Annotated in this window: 13 protein-coding genes and 1 tRNA gene; 8 read left to right on the top strand and 6 right to left on the bottom strand. The window is 66.9% G+C overall.

What is annotated here, in order from left to right; all coding sequences use genetic code 11:
- From QE394_RS13240 to QE394_RS13225, 4 genes are all read left to right on the top strand, one after another.
- Positions 1-945 carry a metallophosphoesterase gene (locus QE394_RS13240; protein ID WP_056078638.1) on the top strand — a complete coding sequence of 315 codons (945 nt, stop codon included), beginning with the start codon at positions 1-3 and terminating at the stop codon, positions 943-945.
- 193 nt (positions 946-1,138) lie between these two features.
- Positions 1,139-2,947 carry an ABC transporter ATP-binding protein gene (locus QE394_RS13235; RefSeq protein WP_349034750.1) on the top strand — a complete coding sequence of 603 codons (1,809 nt, stop codon included), beginning with the start codon at positions 1,139-1,141 and terminating at the stop codon, positions 2,945-2,947.
- Positions 2,944-4,770, top strand: coding sequence for an ABC transporter ATP-binding protein (locus QE394_RS13230; RefSeq protein WP_261620326.1), 1,827 nt, complete (start codon positions 2,944-2,946; stop codon positions 4,768-4,770). Before QE394_RS13235 ends, QE394_RS13230 begins: the two co-directional genes overlap by 4 nt.
- Before the next feature lie 69 nt (positions 4,771-4,839).
- Positions 4,840-4,916: transfer RNA gene (locus tag QE394_RS13225), tRNA-Pro, on the top strand.
- A 163-nt stretch (positions 4,917-5,079) separates the two neighbouring features.
- Here QE394_RS13225 and QE394_RS13220 read toward each other — a convergent pair.
- Complete coding sequence (locus QE394_RS13220) at positions 5,080-5,304, bottom strand: hypothetical protein (protein ID WP_349034749.1); 225 nt, start codon at positions 5,302-5,304, stop codon at positions 5,080-5,082.
- Between the two features lie 133 nt (positions 5,305-5,437).
- Between QE394_RS13220 and QE394_RS13215 the strand changes: the two genes are divergently transcribed.
- A complete protein-coding gene (locus tag QE394_RS13215) occupies positions 5,438-6,703 on the top strand; it encodes a helix-turn-helix transcriptional regulator (RefSeq protein ID WP_056078627.1) in 1,266 nt (421 codons plus the stop codon).
- 39 nt (positions 6,704-6,742) lie between these two features.
- Here QE394_RS13215 and QE394_RS13210 read toward each other — a convergent pair whose 3' ends face one another.
- Both QE394_RS13210 and purD read right to left on the bottom strand, forming a co-directional pair.
- Positions 6,743-7,684 carry a phosphoribosylaminoimidazolesuccinocarboxamide synthase gene (locus QE394_RS13210; protein WP_349034748.1) on the bottom strand — a complete coding sequence of 314 codons (942 nt, stop codon included), beginning with the start codon at positions 7,682-7,684 and terminating at the stop codon, positions 6,743-6,745.
- Between the two features lies 1 nt (position 7,685).
- Entirely contained in the window at positions 7,686-9,002 is a 1,317-nt protein-coding gene (purD, locus tag QE394_RS13205) for a phosphoribosylamine--glycine ligase (protein WP_261620337.1), read from the bottom strand.
- A 96-nt stretch (positions 9,003-9,098) separates the two neighbouring features.
- Here purD and QE394_RS13200 point away from each other — a divergent pair, with 96 nt between their 5' ends.
- The 3 genes from QE394_RS13200 to QE394_RS13190 are packed head-to-tail and all read left to right on the top strand — an operon-like array spanning position 9,099 to position 12,173.
- Positions 9,099-10,685, top strand: a complete 1,587-nt coding sequence (locus QE394_RS13200) for a molybdopterin-dependent oxidoreductase (protein ID WP_349034747.1) — start codon at positions 9,099-9,101, stop codon at positions 10,683-10,685.
- A 47-nt stretch (positions 10,686-10,732) separates the two neighbouring features.
- The gene (locus tag QE394_RS13195) at positions 10,733-11,749 is read left to right on the top strand and encodes an asparaginase (RefSeq protein ID WP_056078617.1); all 1,017 of its coding nucleotides are present in this window, start codon (positions 10,733-10,735) and stop codon (positions 11,747-11,749) included.
- 46 nt (positions 11,750-11,795) lie between these two features.
- On the top strand, positions 11,796-12,173 hold the full coding sequence (locus QE394_RS13190) for a sterol carrier family protein (RefSeq protein WP_056078614.1): 378 nt from the start codon (positions 11,796-11,798) through the stop codon (positions 12,171-12,173).
- Between the two features lie 45 nt (positions 12,174-12,218).
- Here QE394_RS13190 and QE394_RS13185 read toward each other — a convergent pair whose 3' ends face one another.
- From QE394_RS13185 to QE394_RS13175, 3 genes are read right to left on the bottom strand one after another with little or no spacing between them, the layout of a single operon-like run.
- Positions 12,219-12,863 (bottom strand): Pr6Pr family membrane protein, encoded by a 645-nt coding sequence (locus QE394_RS13185; RefSeq protein ID WP_349034746.1) that lies wholly within the window; start codon positions 12,861-12,863, stop codon positions 12,219-12,221.
- A gap of 34 nt (positions 12,864-12,897) precedes the next feature.
- A complete protein-coding gene (locus QE394_RS13180; RefSeq protein WP_349034745.1) occupies positions 12,898-13,659 on the bottom strand; it encodes an SDR family oxidoreductase in 762 nt (253 codons plus the stop codon).
- Positions 13,660-13,703: 44 nt separating this feature from the next.
- A complete protein-coding gene (locus tag QE394_RS13175) occupies positions 13,704-14,462 on the bottom strand; it encodes an aspartate/glutamate racemase family protein (RefSeq protein ID WP_349034744.1) in 759 nt (252 codons plus the stop codon).
- Positions 14,463-14,500: the final 38 nt, after the last annotated feature.

The raw sequence follows: 14,500 nt of genomic DNA, 5'->3' as shown, positions 1-14,500 counted from the left end.
ATGACCATGGATTCATTGGTGAGCCGCGCCCAAGCAATCGGGCGCGGCTTTGCCGTCACCGCAGGAGCAGGGACGGCGGCGGGGCTGGCCGCCTTCGGGTACGGCCTGTGGGAAAAGAACCAGTTCGTCCTGCGTGAAGAGACGCTGCCCATCCTTCCCCCGGGCAGGGACCCGTTCCGCATCCTGCACCTCAGCGATATCCACTTCGTTCCGGGCCAGGACAAGAAAGCTGCCTGGCTCCGGTCGCTGGCGGAACTCCGGCCGGACCTCGTGGTGAACACCGGCGACAACCTCAGCCACATCAAAGCTGTCGATCCGCTCCTGGCTGCCCTCAGGCCGCTGATGGAATTTCCGGGCGTCTTCGTCCCGGGTTCGAACGACTACTTCGCACCCACCCTGAAAAACCCTGCGTCCTACCTGATGGGCCCGTCCAAGGCCAAGCCCAAACCGGTGGCCCTTGACTGGCCGCGGCTGCGGTCCGGCTTCGGAATGGGCGGCTGGGTGGATCTGACCAACCGGAACCAGTCACTGGTCCTGAACGGCATGCGCTTCGATTTCTCCGGCGTCGACGATCCCCACCTGAACCGGGAACGCTACGCCGGCTGGCCCCGCGGGACCCGGAACCAGGACGCCAAGGACCACCTCCGGGTGGCCGTTATCCACGCGCCCTACCAGCGGGTGCTGGACCACTTCACGGGCGAGGGCGCGGACCTGTTGCTGGCCGGCCACACGCACGGCGGGCAGCTGTGCATCCCGGGCTACGGTGCGCTGGTCTCCAACTGCGACCTCCCCACCTGGCGCGCCAAGGGCCTGAACGATTGGCAGAGCAACGGACGTACGACGCCGGTCAACGTCTCCGGCGGCATCGGCACCTCGCGCTTTGCTCCAGTCAGGGTCGCCTGCCGGCCCGAGGCCGTGCTGCTGACTCTCACCTCCCCCTCCTGACCCCTCTGCCCTATCGGATCGGGCACCCAAAACAGGGTTTTGGCGACTCGATCTGATGGGGCACCAGGGATTACGGAATGCAATAAGTCAGCAAGCTGGCTGATGTGCCCTGGATCCTGTGAATCGTCTCACGTGATGGCATAGGGTAGTTGCTACGGGAAACTACATTCGTTTTAGAGCTTTAGAAGCGGGCATGGCGAAGCAAACTCCATTTTTCAGGTCAATCAGCCGTCTCTACCCCCATGTCCGGCCCATCATTCCCCGGCTGCTGCTCGGGCTCCTCTGCGCATTGATGGCAAGTATCGTTGCCCTCACCATCCCGCAGGTCCTGCGGGTGCTGGTCAACGAATCACTGAAGCCCGGCGGCGCATCCGATGCTGTGTGGATCTCAGCCGGCGTCATCCTGGTCCTCGGCGTGGCAGAGGCGGGCCTGGTGGCGTTGCGCCGCCAGTTCGTCATCAACCCCGCCACCACCGTGGAAACCCGCATGCGGGTGTCCCTCTACGACCACCTGCAGGACCTCACCGTATCGTTCCACGACCGGTGGGGTTCCGGGCAGCTGCTGTCCCGGGCCATGACGGACCTGAACTTCCTCCGCCGCTGGATGGCCTTCGGCGCCATCATGCTGGTGGTCACCACCCTGACGGTCATCATCGGCATCGTGGCCATGTTCTCCATGAGCTGGCAGCTGGCCCTGATCTTCCTGGCCGCCGCCGTTCCCATCACCATCAACAGCTTTCGGTTCCGCACCAGGTTCAGCAAGGTTGCCCGGCGCAGCCAGGACCAGGCCGGCGACCTCGCAACCACTGTGGAGGAGTCCGTTCACGGTATCCGCGTCCTGAAGGCCTTCGGGCGCAGTCGGGAGGCGCTGGAGAACTTCAATGAGCAGGCGGAGGAACTCCGCCAGACAGAGATCGAAAAGGCCCGCCACCAGGCGACCTTCACCATGGTGGTCACGCTGCTCCCCGAGCTCGCCCTGGGCGCCGGGCTGGTGGTGGGCGTCATGCTCTGCGCCAGCGGCCAGCTCAGCATCGGTTCGCTGGTTGCCTTCTTTGCCACGGCAGCGGTCATCGCCTCCCCAGTGGAGTTCTCCGGGATGCTGCTGGCCATGGCACTCACGGCCAAGACCGCTATCGACCGCCACTACGAGGTGATGGACACGCAGAACACCATCACCAGCCCGCCCCAGCCCCGCACCCCCGCCACGCTTGCCGGGACGCTGCGCTTCAACGACGCCTCCTTCGCATTCGAGGACGCCCCGGACAAACCCATCCTGAAGAACATCAACCTTGAGGTGCGGCCGGGCGAAACCATGGCGCTGGTGGGCATCACCGGCAGCGGCAAGAGCGCCCTGATCCAGCTGGTCCCCCGCCTGTACGACGTCAGCGACGGTTCCATCACCATCGACGGCGTGGACCTGAAGGAGTTCGACGTCGGAGAGCTCCGGCGGGTAGTGGGCGTCGCCTTCGAGGACACCACGCTCTTCTCCAATTCAGTCCGGGACAACGTGCTGCTGGGCGCCCGGGACAGGACGGACGGCGTCCTGGAGGAGGCACTGGACGTTGCCCAGGCGCACTTCGCGCACTCCCTGCCCGAGGGCGTGGACACCCTCATTGGCGAGGAAGGGCTCAGCCTCTCCGGCGGGCAGCGCCAGCGGATTGCGTTGGCCCGTGCCATCGCCGCCCGGCCCCGCGTCCTGGTGCTCGATGACCCCCTCTCCGCGCTGGACGTGCACACCGAGGAACTCGTGGAGGCGCGGCTGCGGGAAGTCCTGAAGGACACCACCACGCTGATCGTGGCGCACCGCCCCTCCACCGTGGCACTGGCGGACCGGGTGGCCCTGCTGGAGGACGGCCGGATCGCCGCCGTTGGAACACACACCGAGCTGCTGGCACGCAACGCCCACTACCGCTACGTCATCGCCAGCCTGGACCAGGAGCCGCGGGACCTGGACTCCGAACTGTCGGAGCTTGAGGACCAGGCTGAGGAAGTGACCCGATGAGCACAGCAACGTTCGGTACCGCCAACGAAGACAACGCCCACCTCAGCAAGAGTGACAGCCGGGCAGTACGGCGGCGCTCGCTCGCCCTGCTGCGCTCACTCATCCGCCCGGTCCGGGTACGGTTCTGGCTGACCATCGCCATGGTGGTCCTCTCCCAGGCCGCCCGTGTGGCAGGCCCGGCGCTGATAGCCTTCGGCATCGACCGCGCGCTGCCCGCCCTGCAGGCTGGAGACAACCTGCCCTTGGTGTTCACCGGCGTCGCGTACCTGCTGGCAGCGGTGGCGACGGCGGGACTCACCGCCCTGTATGTCACCTCCACGGCGCGGCTCAGCCAGGCGATGCTGCTGGACCTGCGGGTGCGCGTGTTCCGGCACACCCAGCGGCTCAGCCTGGAGTTCCACGAGAAGTACACCTCCGGCAGGATCATCGCCCGGCAGACCTCGGACCTCGAGGCGCTCCGCGAACTCCTGGATTCGGGCGTCAGCTCGCTGGCCTCAGGGCTGCTGTTCATGGTGTTCACCGCGGTGACGGTCTTCGCCCTGGACTGGCGCAGTGGCCTGCTGGTCTTGGCAGCCGGCGTGCCGATGTTCTTCCTGGCCCGCTGGTACCAGAAGCACTCGCAGATCGCCTTCCGGGAGTCCCGGGTGGTGTCCGCCCGGCTGATCGTGCATTTCGTGGAAACCATGACCGGCATCCGCGCCGTCAAGGCCTTCCGTAAGGAGCGCGAGAACGCGGAGACCTACGGGCAGCTCGCCGAGGACTACCGGAAGGTGACGGTCCGTTCCATCAACCTCAACGGTATCTTCCAGCCTGGCCTGGTGCTGATCGGCAATGTGTGCGTGGCGGTGGTGCTGCTGTTCGGCGGCTTCCGGGTCCTCTCCGGGGACCTCGCCGTCGGCGTCCTGCTGGCCCTGATCCTTTCCACCAAACGCTTCTTCCAGCCCGTGGACCAGATGGCCATGTTCTACAACTCGTTCCAAAGCGCCCAGGCGGCCCTCGAAAAGGTCTCCGGCCTGCTGGAGGAAGTCCCCACCGTGCGGCCACCCAAGAATCCGGTGGCCCTGGAATACGCCCGCGGCGGGATCGACTTCAACGGCGTGGAGTTCCGCTACGGCTCCGGCCCGCTGGTGGTCCCCCGGCTGGACCTGCACATCCCCGCCGGGCAAACCGTGGCCCTGGTGGGCCAGACAGGCGCCGGAAAGTCCACACTGGCCAAACTGATCGCCCGCTTCTACGACGTCACGTCAGGGACCCTGACCCTGGATGGGGTGGACCTGCGGGACCTCAGCAGCACGGACCTGCGCCGCAACATCGTCATGGTCACCCAGGAGGCCTTCCTGTTCAGCGGCTCGGTGGCGGACAACATTGCCCTGGGCCGTCCGGAGGCGTCGCGGGACGAAATCGAGGACGCCGCCAAGGCCGTGGGTGCCCACAACTTCATCCTGCAGCTGCCGGAAGGCTACGACACGGACGTCAACAAGCGCGGCGGCCGGGTCTCCTCGGGCCAGCGGCAGCTGATCAGTTTCGCCCGCGCGTTCCTGGCCCGCCCGGCGGTGCTGATCCTGGACGAAGCCACCTCGTCCCTGGACATCCCCTCCGAGCGGCTGGTGCAGAGCGGGCTGGCACGGCTCCTGGCAGGCAGCGATTCCGCCGGCAGGACAGCGCTGATCATCGCCCACCGGCTGTCCACCGTGGAAACCGCGGACAGGGTGCTGGTGGTCCATGACGGCCGCATCGTCGAGGACGGCAGCCCGGCCGACCTCATCGGCGGCGGCGGACGTTTCGCGGACCTGCATGGGGCGTGGAAGGACTCGCTGGTCTGAAGTTCCCCACGATTTCGCATCGGGACCCCGCATCGGCTATTCTTGTAAAGTTGCTTTTGGGCAACGGATCGGGATGTAGCGCAGCTTGGTAGCGCGCTTCGTTCGGGACGAAGAGGTCGCAGGTTCAAATCCTGTCATCCCGACCACACTGAAAGAGGGTCTCCTTGCGGAGGCCCTCTTTTGCTTTACCCGCCCCGTTGCCCCGGCGGTGAAGACGCCCCCGCACGGGGGCCGGGCACGGGCGGTTAAAGGAAACAGCCCCGGAGCAGTGCTCCGGGGCTGTCCTCGCCTCCTGGGTTGAGGAAGCTGTTACATCGGGTCCGGCCAGTTACCAACGAACGTGGTGTACGTGGTACCGGAGGTGTCCTTCTTGGTGTCCTTGACCTTCTTGGACATCGGGTCCGGCCAGTTGCCAACGGCTACCGAAGTACCCGTGGAATCAGCAATGGAACCGGCGGACAGTACGGCCGGAGCTGCAGCAGAAAAAGCAAGGGCACCGGCCAGCGCAGCCGCTGTTGCGATCTTCTTCAACATAAATAGGTTCCTCAATACGAGTCGGATTCGTTACAAAGCCAGCACTGTCCTTGTTGACATACATTGTAAAATGTTTTCCACAGGGACTGTCAAGCATTTGGTGGAAAGACTGTCCGGAAGAGGAGGAAACGCCGTGGGCAACGGATTCGGGGAGAAGCTCCGTGCGGAGCGTCTCGAACGGGGGCTGACGCAGGCTGAACTGGGCAAGGACCTGTATTCACCCAGCTACATCTCACTGCTGGAAACCGGCCGGAGGGAACCCACGGCCGAGGTTATCGAGGAACTGGCGCGCAGGCTGGAGCTGGCACCCAAGGCACTGGAAGCCTGGAGCCAGCCCATCTCGGTCAGCGACGCCGAATACGTCCTGGCCGGGCTGTACGCCCGGCAGGCCTGGGACCTGCGGGACTATCCGCTGGCCGCCAGCCACGCCGCCACGGCCGCGCAGATCGCGCTGGACGGCAGGAACACCAGCGCCTGGTGGAACATGACCTACATGCAGGCAGAATGCCTGATCAAGCAGGGCAACTGGCAGGAGTGCCAGCGCATCATGCAGCACCTGCTGGAACACCCCATGGCCAAGGAATCGGCAGGGCTCGCTGTGCGCGCCCGCCAGATGCTGGCCGGCATATGCCAGGGCCAGGGCCAGCTGGGCGCCGCGGTGGACCATGCCCTGGAGGCCGTCAAACTCTGCTCGCAGCTGCCCAAGGGCTCCACCCTCATCATCGGTGCCCACCGGGCCCTGATCGGCGCCCTGGCCGAAAGCGGCCGCCTGGACGAGGCCTGGAAGTACTGCCAGGACATGAACGACCATGTGGACGAACACTCCATGTCACAGCTGGCCGGCGAGGTTGCCTGGGTGATCGGCAACGTGGCCTTTATGCGCCACGACTACCAGGAGGGCATCAAACACCACGAGCGCGCAGCCCGGCTGCTCTCCCCCGCGAATGACATCGAACTGTGGGCACGGTTCAACAAAGCCTCCGCCGCGGTGCGGCTCTCCTCGGGGATTGTGGAACCGGAAACCCTGTCATCCATCGAGCGCGCCGAGCTGGCCCTGTCCATCGTGGGCGGCAACAAGTCGGACCAGCTGGAGGTTGCCTTCATCCGCGCCCGGTGGCTGTACCTGACCGGGGACATTGTGGCCGCCGTCGAAAAGCTCCGCGAAATCCATGGCGAACGGGCCTCACTGGCCAAGCACACAGCAGGCGAGGTTTCGCTGCTGCTGGGCAAGTCCCTGAAGGCCGCCGGTGAGTCGGAGGAGGCCCTGATCCACCTCCAGGAAGCCCAGAAGGCATTCAGTGCGGCAGGCGCGGCGGACCGCGTCCAGCAGGCACTGGACGCGGTCCTGGAAATCAAGCTGGCCCAGAGGCGGGCCGCCAACGCCGCGAAGGCCAGCTAGCCCAGCAGCACTTCGCCGGAGGGGCAGCTGGGGCTCCCGTCAGGCGAAGGTCTTGCCCGTGATCTTCTCGTACGCCTCGACGTACCGGCTGCGGGTGCGCTCCACCACTTCTGCCGGCAGCGCCGGCGGCGGCGTATCCGAGGCCCGGTCCCACCCGGATTCGGCGGAAGTCAGCCAGTCCCGGACATACTGCTTGTCGTAGGACGGCTGGGCCTGCCCCGGCTGGTACGTGCCGGCGTCCCAGAAGCGTGAGGAATCCGGCGTCAGCACCTCATCACCCAGCGTGATGGAACCCGAGACGGCGTCATAGCCGAATTCCACCTTGGTGTCGGCCAGGATGATGCCACGCTCGCGGGCAACCTTTTCCGCGGTGGTGTAGATCTTCAGCGTCAGCTCGCTGAGGCGGGCAGCGATGTCGTCCCCCACCAGCGCCACCACGGCGTCGTACGTGATGTTTTCGTCGTGCTCGCCCACAGCGGCCTTCGCCGACGGCGTGAAGATGGCATGCTCCAGCCGGGACCCGTCCACCAGCCCGTCCGGCAGCGGAATGTTGCAGACGGTGCCGGACGCCCGGTATTCCAGCAGCCCGGAACCGGTGAGGTAGCCGCGGGCGATACACTCCACCGGGAACATGTCCAGCTTCTTGCAGATCATGGCCCTGCCCTCGACCTCGGCAGGGACGCCTTCTTCGACAGTGGAGCCCAGGACGTGGTGCTCCACGCCCAGCTGGTCGAACCACCACAGGCTCAGCTGGGTGAGGATACGGCCCTTGTCCGGGATTTCGCTGGAAAGCACATGATCGTAGGCGCTGATCCGGTCGCTGGCCACCACCAGCACGCAGTCCTGGCCCACGCGCTCCATGACGGACTCATCGGCGGGCTCATACAGGTCGCGGACCTTGCCGGAGTAAACGTGGGTCCAGCCCGGCAGGTCCAGGGTGCCGGCGCTGCTGAAGCCGCGGGATGCGGGAGTATCGCTCATGCTAGGCCTTCGCTTTCGTGATGGGCAGCGCACCCGTGGCGGCGTACGGCACCTTGATTTCGCCGCGGGCGGCCTTGCGGCCGATGTCACTACGGAACTGTCCGCCGTCCAGCTGGACCAGTTCCACGCCGTCGTATGCGCGTTCGCGCGCCTCCACCAGGTCACTTCCCAGTGCGACCACCGCCAGGACACGGCCGCCGGCGGACACTGCCTTGCCGTCGTCGTCCAGGGCCGTACCGGCGTGGATGACGTGCACGCCGTCCAGTGCCTCGGCCTTCTTCAGGCCGCGGATCCGGTCTCCGGTGCGCGGAGTGTCCGGATAGTTTTCGGACGCGACGACGACGGCGACGGCGGTGTCCTTGGACCAGCGCAGCTCTTCCGCGGTCTCCAGTTCGCCCTTGGCGGCGGAGAGCAGCAGGGAGCCGAGCGGCGTCTTGAGCCGTGCGAGGACGGCCTGGGTCTCGGGGTCGCCGAAGCGGACATTGAATTCGATGACCCGCGTGCCGCGGGAGGTCAGGGCCAGGCCGACAAACAGGACCCCGACAAAAGGCGTGCCGCGGCGGGCCATTTCGTTGACGGTGGGCTGGGCCACCCTGTCGATGACTTCCTGGACGAGCCCTTCGGGAGCCCACTCAAGCGGGGTATAGGCGCCCATGCCGCCGGTGTTGGGGCCTTCGTCATTGTCGAAGATGCGCTTGAAGTCCTGGGCGGGTGAAAGTGCCACGGTGTTGTGTCCGTCGCAGAGGACAAAAAGGGACACCTCGGGTCCGTCGAGGAATTCCTCGATCACCACCGACCCGCCGGCGTCAAAGCAGGACTGGGCGTGGGCCAGGGCCTCCTCGCGGTTGCGTGTGACCACCACGCCCTTGCCGGCGGCGAGGCCGTCGTCCTTGACGACGTACGGGGCGCCGAAGGTGTCCAGCGCGGACGCGGCCTCTTCGGCGTTGGTGGCCACCAGGGCCATGGCCGTGGGCACACCTGCCTCGGCCATGATCTCCTTGGCAAACGCTTTGGACGCTTCCAGCTGCGCGGCGGCCTTGCTGGGGCCGAACACGGGAATGCCTGCCTCACGGACAGCATCGGACACGCCTGCGGCCAGCGGGGCTTCGGGGCCCACCACCACGAGGTCAACGGCCAGCTTGGTGGCCAGCTTCGCGACTGCGTCTGGATCGTTGCCGTTGATCTTGTATGTGGGGACCAGCTTGCTGATGCCGGCGTTACCGGGCGCTGCATGGACCTCGGACACGTTGGGGTCGGCGAGCAGGGAGCGGACAAGGGCGTGTTCGCGGCCTCCGGGGCCGATGACGAGTACCTTCACAGTCTCCAAGCGTACTTTGTGGACCCTGCCCGCTCCTAAGCTGTGTCCTTGCCGTCCGCTGCCATCCGCGGGGCTGTCCCGCTCCGAACACCTGCCATGACAACGCTACGGAACCGACTTACTGGACCCGCTCCCCTGGCTGCGCTGGCAGGTGTGGTGGCTGCCGCCGTCGTACTGGCCGTCGCGGAGCTGCTCGGCGCGTTCTTCACCGCCCGCGCCACACCGCTCTTTGCGCTGGGCTCCACGTTCATTGATTTCACGCCGGGATGGCTGAAGGATTTTGCGATCGCCACGTTCGGCACCAATGACAAGGCGGCCCTGTTCGTCGGCATGGGCCTGACCATCACCGTCCTGGCGTGCGTCCTGGGTGTCGTGGCGTACCGCAAATGGGCGCTGGGCGTCCTGGGCGTCCTGTTCATGGGTGCGGTGATCGTGGCGTGCGTGGTGACGCGGGCGGGTGTTTCGGCCGTTGATGCCATCCCCGCGGTCCTCGGGACCGTCGCGGGTGTGGCGGTGCTCCGTTTCCTGGTGAACCGGGTGCAGGCCCCGAAGGAATGGCCCGAGGCGCCGGCAGACCTGGCGGACGACGCCGATGCACGGGTGGGGAGCGAAGGCAGCAGCCGCCGGAGGTTCTTCGCCGCGGCCGGGATCACCGCCGTGGCGGCCGGCGTCGCAGCCACGGGCGGGCGGTTGCTCGGTGCCGCCCGCAGCAACATCGCCAAGGCCCGCGAAGCGCTCCAGCTCCCTGCACCCGCCACGGCCGCCCCTGCCATTCCCGCCGGCGTCCAGTCGCCCGTGGACGGTGCGCCGCCGTGGGTGACCCCCAACAACGACTTTTACCGCATCGATACTGCCTTGAGCGTTCCCGAGATCAACGCGGACGACTGGGAGCTGCGGGTCCACGGCCTGGTGGAGGAAGAGGTGCGCCTGACGTTCCAGGACCTGCTCGACGCCGACCTGATCGAATCGCACGTGACGCTTACCTGCGTCTCGAACCCGGTGGGCGGCAACTTGGCGGGCAACGCGAAGTGGCTGGGACTGCCGCTCCGGGAGGTGCTGAAGCGGGCAAAGCCCAAGGACGGAGCTGACATGGTCCTCTCCACCTCCATCGACGGTTTCAGCGCCTCCACGCCCCTGGAAGTACTGCAGGACGGCCGCGACGCCATGCTGGCCATTGGCATGAACGGCGAGCCGCTTCCGCTGGAGCACGGTTACCCGGTGCGGATGGTGGTCCCGGGCCTGTACGGGTTCGTCTCCGCCACCAAGTGGGTGGTGGACCTGGAAGTCACCCGGTTCGCGGACAGCAAGGCATATTGGACTGAGCGCGGCTGGTCCGAACGCGGACCCATCAAGACCATGGCGCGGGTTGATGTGCCCAAGTCCTTCGCCAAGGTCCCCGCCGGGAAGGTTGCGGTGGGCGGCACCGCGTGGGCCCAGACCCGGGGCATCACCAAAGTGGAAATCCAGATCGACAACGCGGATTGGGTGGAGGCCACCCTGTCCACCGAGGCATCACTGGTGACCTGGCGGCAGTGGTCCTACGAATGGGACGCTACGCCGGGTCCCCACTACATCAAGGTCCGCGCCACGGACGGCACGGGCAAGGTGCAGACCGAGCAGCGTGCGGACCCCGTCCCGGACGGCGCCTCGGGCTGGCAGTCCGTGATGGTCACGGTGGAGTGACGCCGCGTCGGCCAGTGCCGCCCGGGGGTTCCCCCTAGACTGGCAGCATGCCGCACAATCCCCACGCCACCTTTACCGTGGACTCCGCCGTCGAACTGGCCGTGATCGAGCGCAGCGGATTCGTGGAGTCCCGGCATATCGGCTCGGCCGTCCTTCTTGCCGCTGACGGATCCGTGGTGACGGAGCTGGGCGACATCAACACTCCTATCTACGCGCGGTCGGCCCTCAAGCCGTTCCAGGCCCTGGCCGCCATGCAGTCCGGCGTCCCGCTGCGGGGCGCCCAGGTGGCCGTTGCCTGCGGCAGCCACACTGGCTCCCTGGACCATATGGACGTGGTGGCGGGAATGCTGAAGGCGGCCGGGGTGCGCGAGGACCAGTTGCAGTGCCCCGAAGCGTGGCCGCAGGATGAAACGGCGCGGAATTGGCTGGTCCGCTCTGAGAAGGGCAAATCCCGGCTTGCCTTCAACTGTTCCGGCAAGCACGCCGCGTTCCTCTGGGCCTGCACCGAAAACGGCTGGGACACACACAGCTACCTTGAGCCGAACCACCCGCTGCAGCAGCGGGTGCGCAGCGTCATCGAGGAATACACCGGCGAGAAGATCGCGCACCTGGGCATCGATGGCTGCGGCGCCCCGGTGGCGGCCCTGTCCCTCAAGGGCCTGGCGCGGGGGTATTCGCTCCTGGCCAAGGCCCCCGGCGACCAAAGCTCCAACGCCCGCGCCGCCACGATTGCCACGTCCATGCTTGATTACCCCTGGGCGGTGCAGGGCCGGGGCGAGGCGAACACGCTGGTGATGGATGAGCTGGAGGTCATCGCCAAGATCGGTGCCGAGGGCGTGCTCGCCATGGCCACACCGCAGGGTGTCTCGGTGGCCGTCAAGATCCTCGACGGGAACCTCCGTGCCACCTCCCTGGTGGCGCTGACGCTGCTGGCCGCGGCCGGCGCCGTGGAAATCCCGGGCGTGGCTAGCGTCCTCGAAAAGGTCGTGGAACCCGTGCTGGGCGGCGGCCGCCCCGTGGGCAGGATCCGTCTGGGCCCCGCCGTTTCCGCTCTCCTGGACTGACCGACCCCGCACTGATCGAACCGCCACCGGAACTAAGGATGGAAACATGGCAACCGCCCGCCGCCGCGTCGACGTGAAGGAAGGCAAAGCGGCCCTGGACGCGTGGCTGGAAGCGGCCCGGTCGCCGTCGGACGCTCCCCTCCCGCGGAACGTCCTGGCCACTGCCGTGCGCTATACCCTCGAGGAAGTCACCGCCCGGGCGCCGGGCAACTCCGTGGAGGTCCGGGTGCCGCCCTTTGGCGTCACCCAGTGCGTGGAAGGGCCGCGGCACACCCGCGGCACACCGCCGAACGTCATTGAGTGCGACGCCGCCACCTGGCTTGCGATGGCCACCGGCGGGCTCGCCTGGGCGGACGCTGTCGGGGCAGGCAAGGTGGCCGCGTCAGGGCTCCGCGCGGACCTCTCCGCGCTCCTGCCTCTCTAGGACTGCGCCGGTATCCAGTTGGGCATCCGTGAGGCTCCTCCGGGCTTATGGCTGCGAGGGTGCACTGGCGGGATGGGGCACCGAATTCTGCAAGCGGGTGGAGAGTGCGGCCACGGCGGCGAAGGCAAACGCCCCGACGGCGATCAGCAGGGACATCACCGCAACAGTGCCGTAGCCGGAACTCCGGGGATCCAGGAACGGGTAGGGGTACCAGCCCACCAGCGGGCCGCGGAGCAGGCTGTAGGCGAGGTACAGCAGTGGAAACGCCAGCCACACCAGGGACGTCCGGACAGGAATCCGTTCCCTGGGCAGGTCCACCAGCCAGTCGATCACCATGACGGTGGGCACGGTGTAGTGCAGGACCACGTTGACCCACGGGATGGGGGTGTTGACGTCGATGTCGCTCAACAGGAGGCTGTAGGTGATGCCGGTGATGGTCATGTACACGGTGGCGGCGCCGCGCAGGAGCTCCAGCCAGCGCGGGCTGGCGCCCTTCCAGGCGTACCAGCCGGCGATGCCCAGCGTCATGAAGGCGATGATGTTGGACTCGATGGTGAAGTAGCTGAAGTAGTTGCCGGCACTGGCTCCCGGAACGTTCTGCACCAGGTGCAGGAACTGGAACAGCACCGCCACGAACCCCAGCAGTGCGAACCAGAATCGGAAAAGAGCAAGCCCCCTGTTTGCGGTCATGTGCCGAGCATAGCCGCGCGCAGGCGCGGGCCGGTCAGCCGCGGCCAATGAAGGGCATGCCCGCCGCCGTCACCACCACGGAGCCCACGCTGGCAGACGCCGGCATGTTGGCCATCATCAGCACCGCACGGGCCGCATCCGCCACCGGAAAGGTCGGTTCCACCCGGCGCGTCCCGTCGGCCTGCAGCGCACCGGAGCCCACGCCGATGGTGTCCATGATCTCCGTGGCGGCATTGCCGATATCGATCTGCCCGCAGGTGATCCCGAACCCACGGCCGTCCAGTTCGATGCTCTTGGTCAGGCCTGTCATGGCGTGCTTGGTCACCGTGTAGGCGACCGTCCGCGGCCGGGGCGAGTGGGCCGCGATGGACCCGTTGTTGATGATCCGGCCGCCCTGCGGTTCCTGGGCCTTCATGGCCCGCACCGCGGCCGCTGCGCACAGCATGGACCCAGTCAGGTTTACGGCCACGGTGGCGTTCCAGTCGTCCACGCTGATCTCGTCTACGCTCGCGGCGGGACCAAACACGCCGGCGTTGTTGAACAGGACGTCCACGTGGCCCCACCTTTGCAGGGTGGCGGCGAAGAGGCGTTCGACGTCGTCAGTCCGGGAGACGTCGCACGCCACCACGAACGCGCCGGGATGGTCCGCCGCGGTTTCCTTGAGCGGAGTTTCCCGCCGCCCGGCCAGGACCACCCGGTACCCGTCGGCCAGCATCTGGCGTGACACCTCCCGCCCGATGCCGGAGCCGGCGCCGGTGACGACGGCCACCCGTCCTTCGGAGTGGGAAATGCTCACGTGTGCTCCTCGTTCTACGGTTGGTTCTTCTGCAGCTGCTTGTTCTACGGCCGTGTGTTCTGCAGCTGTGCTGCCGTTCCGGCGCTGTTCAGCGGCCAGCCTATGACGGTCTTGGGCCGGGGCGCAGCGTAGGTCCGTACCTTGGAGGTTGACAGCCGCATCCGCACCAGCGACTCCGCAATGGTGACGGCCGAGGCCACACCGTCCACCACGGGAACACCTGCGCGCTGCCGGATCTGTTCGTCCAGCCCGGCCATCCCGCCGCAGCCCAGGACAATCACCTCCGCCTTGTCCTGGGTGACGGCCCGCATGGCCTCGCTGATGATCGCCTCCACTGCCCGTTCCGGTTCTTCCTCCAGTTCCAGTACGGCCATGCCGCTCGCCCGGACCGAGGCGCACCGGGCGTCCAGGCCGGCGAGCTTGAGCCGGTCCTCGATGAGCGGGACGGCACGGTCCAGGGTGGTCACCACGGAGTACTTGTGGCCCAGGAACATGGCGGTGCTGGCCGCGGCCTCGGTAATGTCCACCACCGGGACGTCCAGGAGTTCCTGCAGCCCTTCCCGGCCGTGCTCGCCGTAGCCGGCCTGGACTACCGCATCAAACGGCTCCGGGTAGGACGTCACCGCGTCCATGACGGCGATGGCCGCCAGGTAGCTTTCGAAGTTCCCCTCACAGGAATCGGCGCCGAAGCGGGGCGTGATGCCCACAATCTCCGTGCCCGGCGCGGCAACCGCACGGGCAGAGGTGGCGATGGATTCGGTCATGGACTCTGTGGTGTTGACGTTGGCAACGAGGATGCGCATGGTTGTTCCTTTTCGGGGCTGCAGCGGTAGGCGCTGGT

The sequence above is a fragment of the Pseudarthrobacter sp. SORGH_AS 212 genome (assembly GCF_030818145.1).
In the GTDB taxonomy this organism is placed as follows: domain Bacteria; phylum Actinomycetota; class Actinomycetes; order Actinomycetales; family Micrococcaceae; genus Arthrobacter.
This window is presented reverse-complemented; position numbering and strand designations above follow the sequence as displayed.

Bases quoted from the DNA above. Each gene is read 5' to 3' on its own strand.
- QE394_RS13195 (WP_056078617.1), top strand. From the start codon at position 10,733: ATGCCGCACAATCCCCACGCCACCTTTACCGTGGACTCCGCCGTCGAA.
- QE394_RS13220 (WP_349034749.1), bottom strand. From the start codon at position 5,304: ATGTTGAAGAAGATCGCAACAGCGGCTGCGCTGGCCGGTGCCCTTGCT.
- QE394_RS13200 (WP_349034747.1), top strand. From the start codon at position 9,099: ATGACAACGCTACGGAACCGACTTACTGGACCCGCTCCCCTGGCTGCG.
- QE394_RS13190 (WP_056078614.1), top strand. From the start codon at position 11,796: ATGGCAACCGCCCGCCGCCGCGTCGACGTGAAGGAAGGCAAAGCGGCC.
- QE394_RS13235 (WP_349034750.1), top strand. From the start codon at position 1,139: ATGGCGAAGCAAACTCCATTTTTCAGGTCAATCAGCCGTCTCTACCCC.
- QE394_RS13175 (WP_349034744.1), bottom strand. From the start codon at position 14,462: ATGCGCATCCTCGTTGCCAACGTCAACACCACAGAGTCCATGACCGAA.
- QE394_RS13210 (WP_349034748.1), bottom strand. From the start codon at position 7,684: ATGAGCGATACTCCCGCATCCCGCGGCTTCAGCAGCGCCGGCACCCTG.
- QE394_RS13240 (WP_056078638.1), top strand. From the start codon at position 1: ATGACCATGGATTCATTGGTGAGCCGCGCCCAAGCAATCGGGCGCGGC.
- QE394_RS13230 (WP_261620326.1), top strand. From the start codon at position 2,944: ATGAGCACAGCAACGTTCGGTACCGCCAACGAAGACAACGCCCACCTC.
- QE394_RS13185 (WP_349034746.1), bottom strand. From the start codon at position 12,863: ATGACCGCAAACAGGGGGCTTGCTCTTTTCCGATTCTGGTTCGCACTG.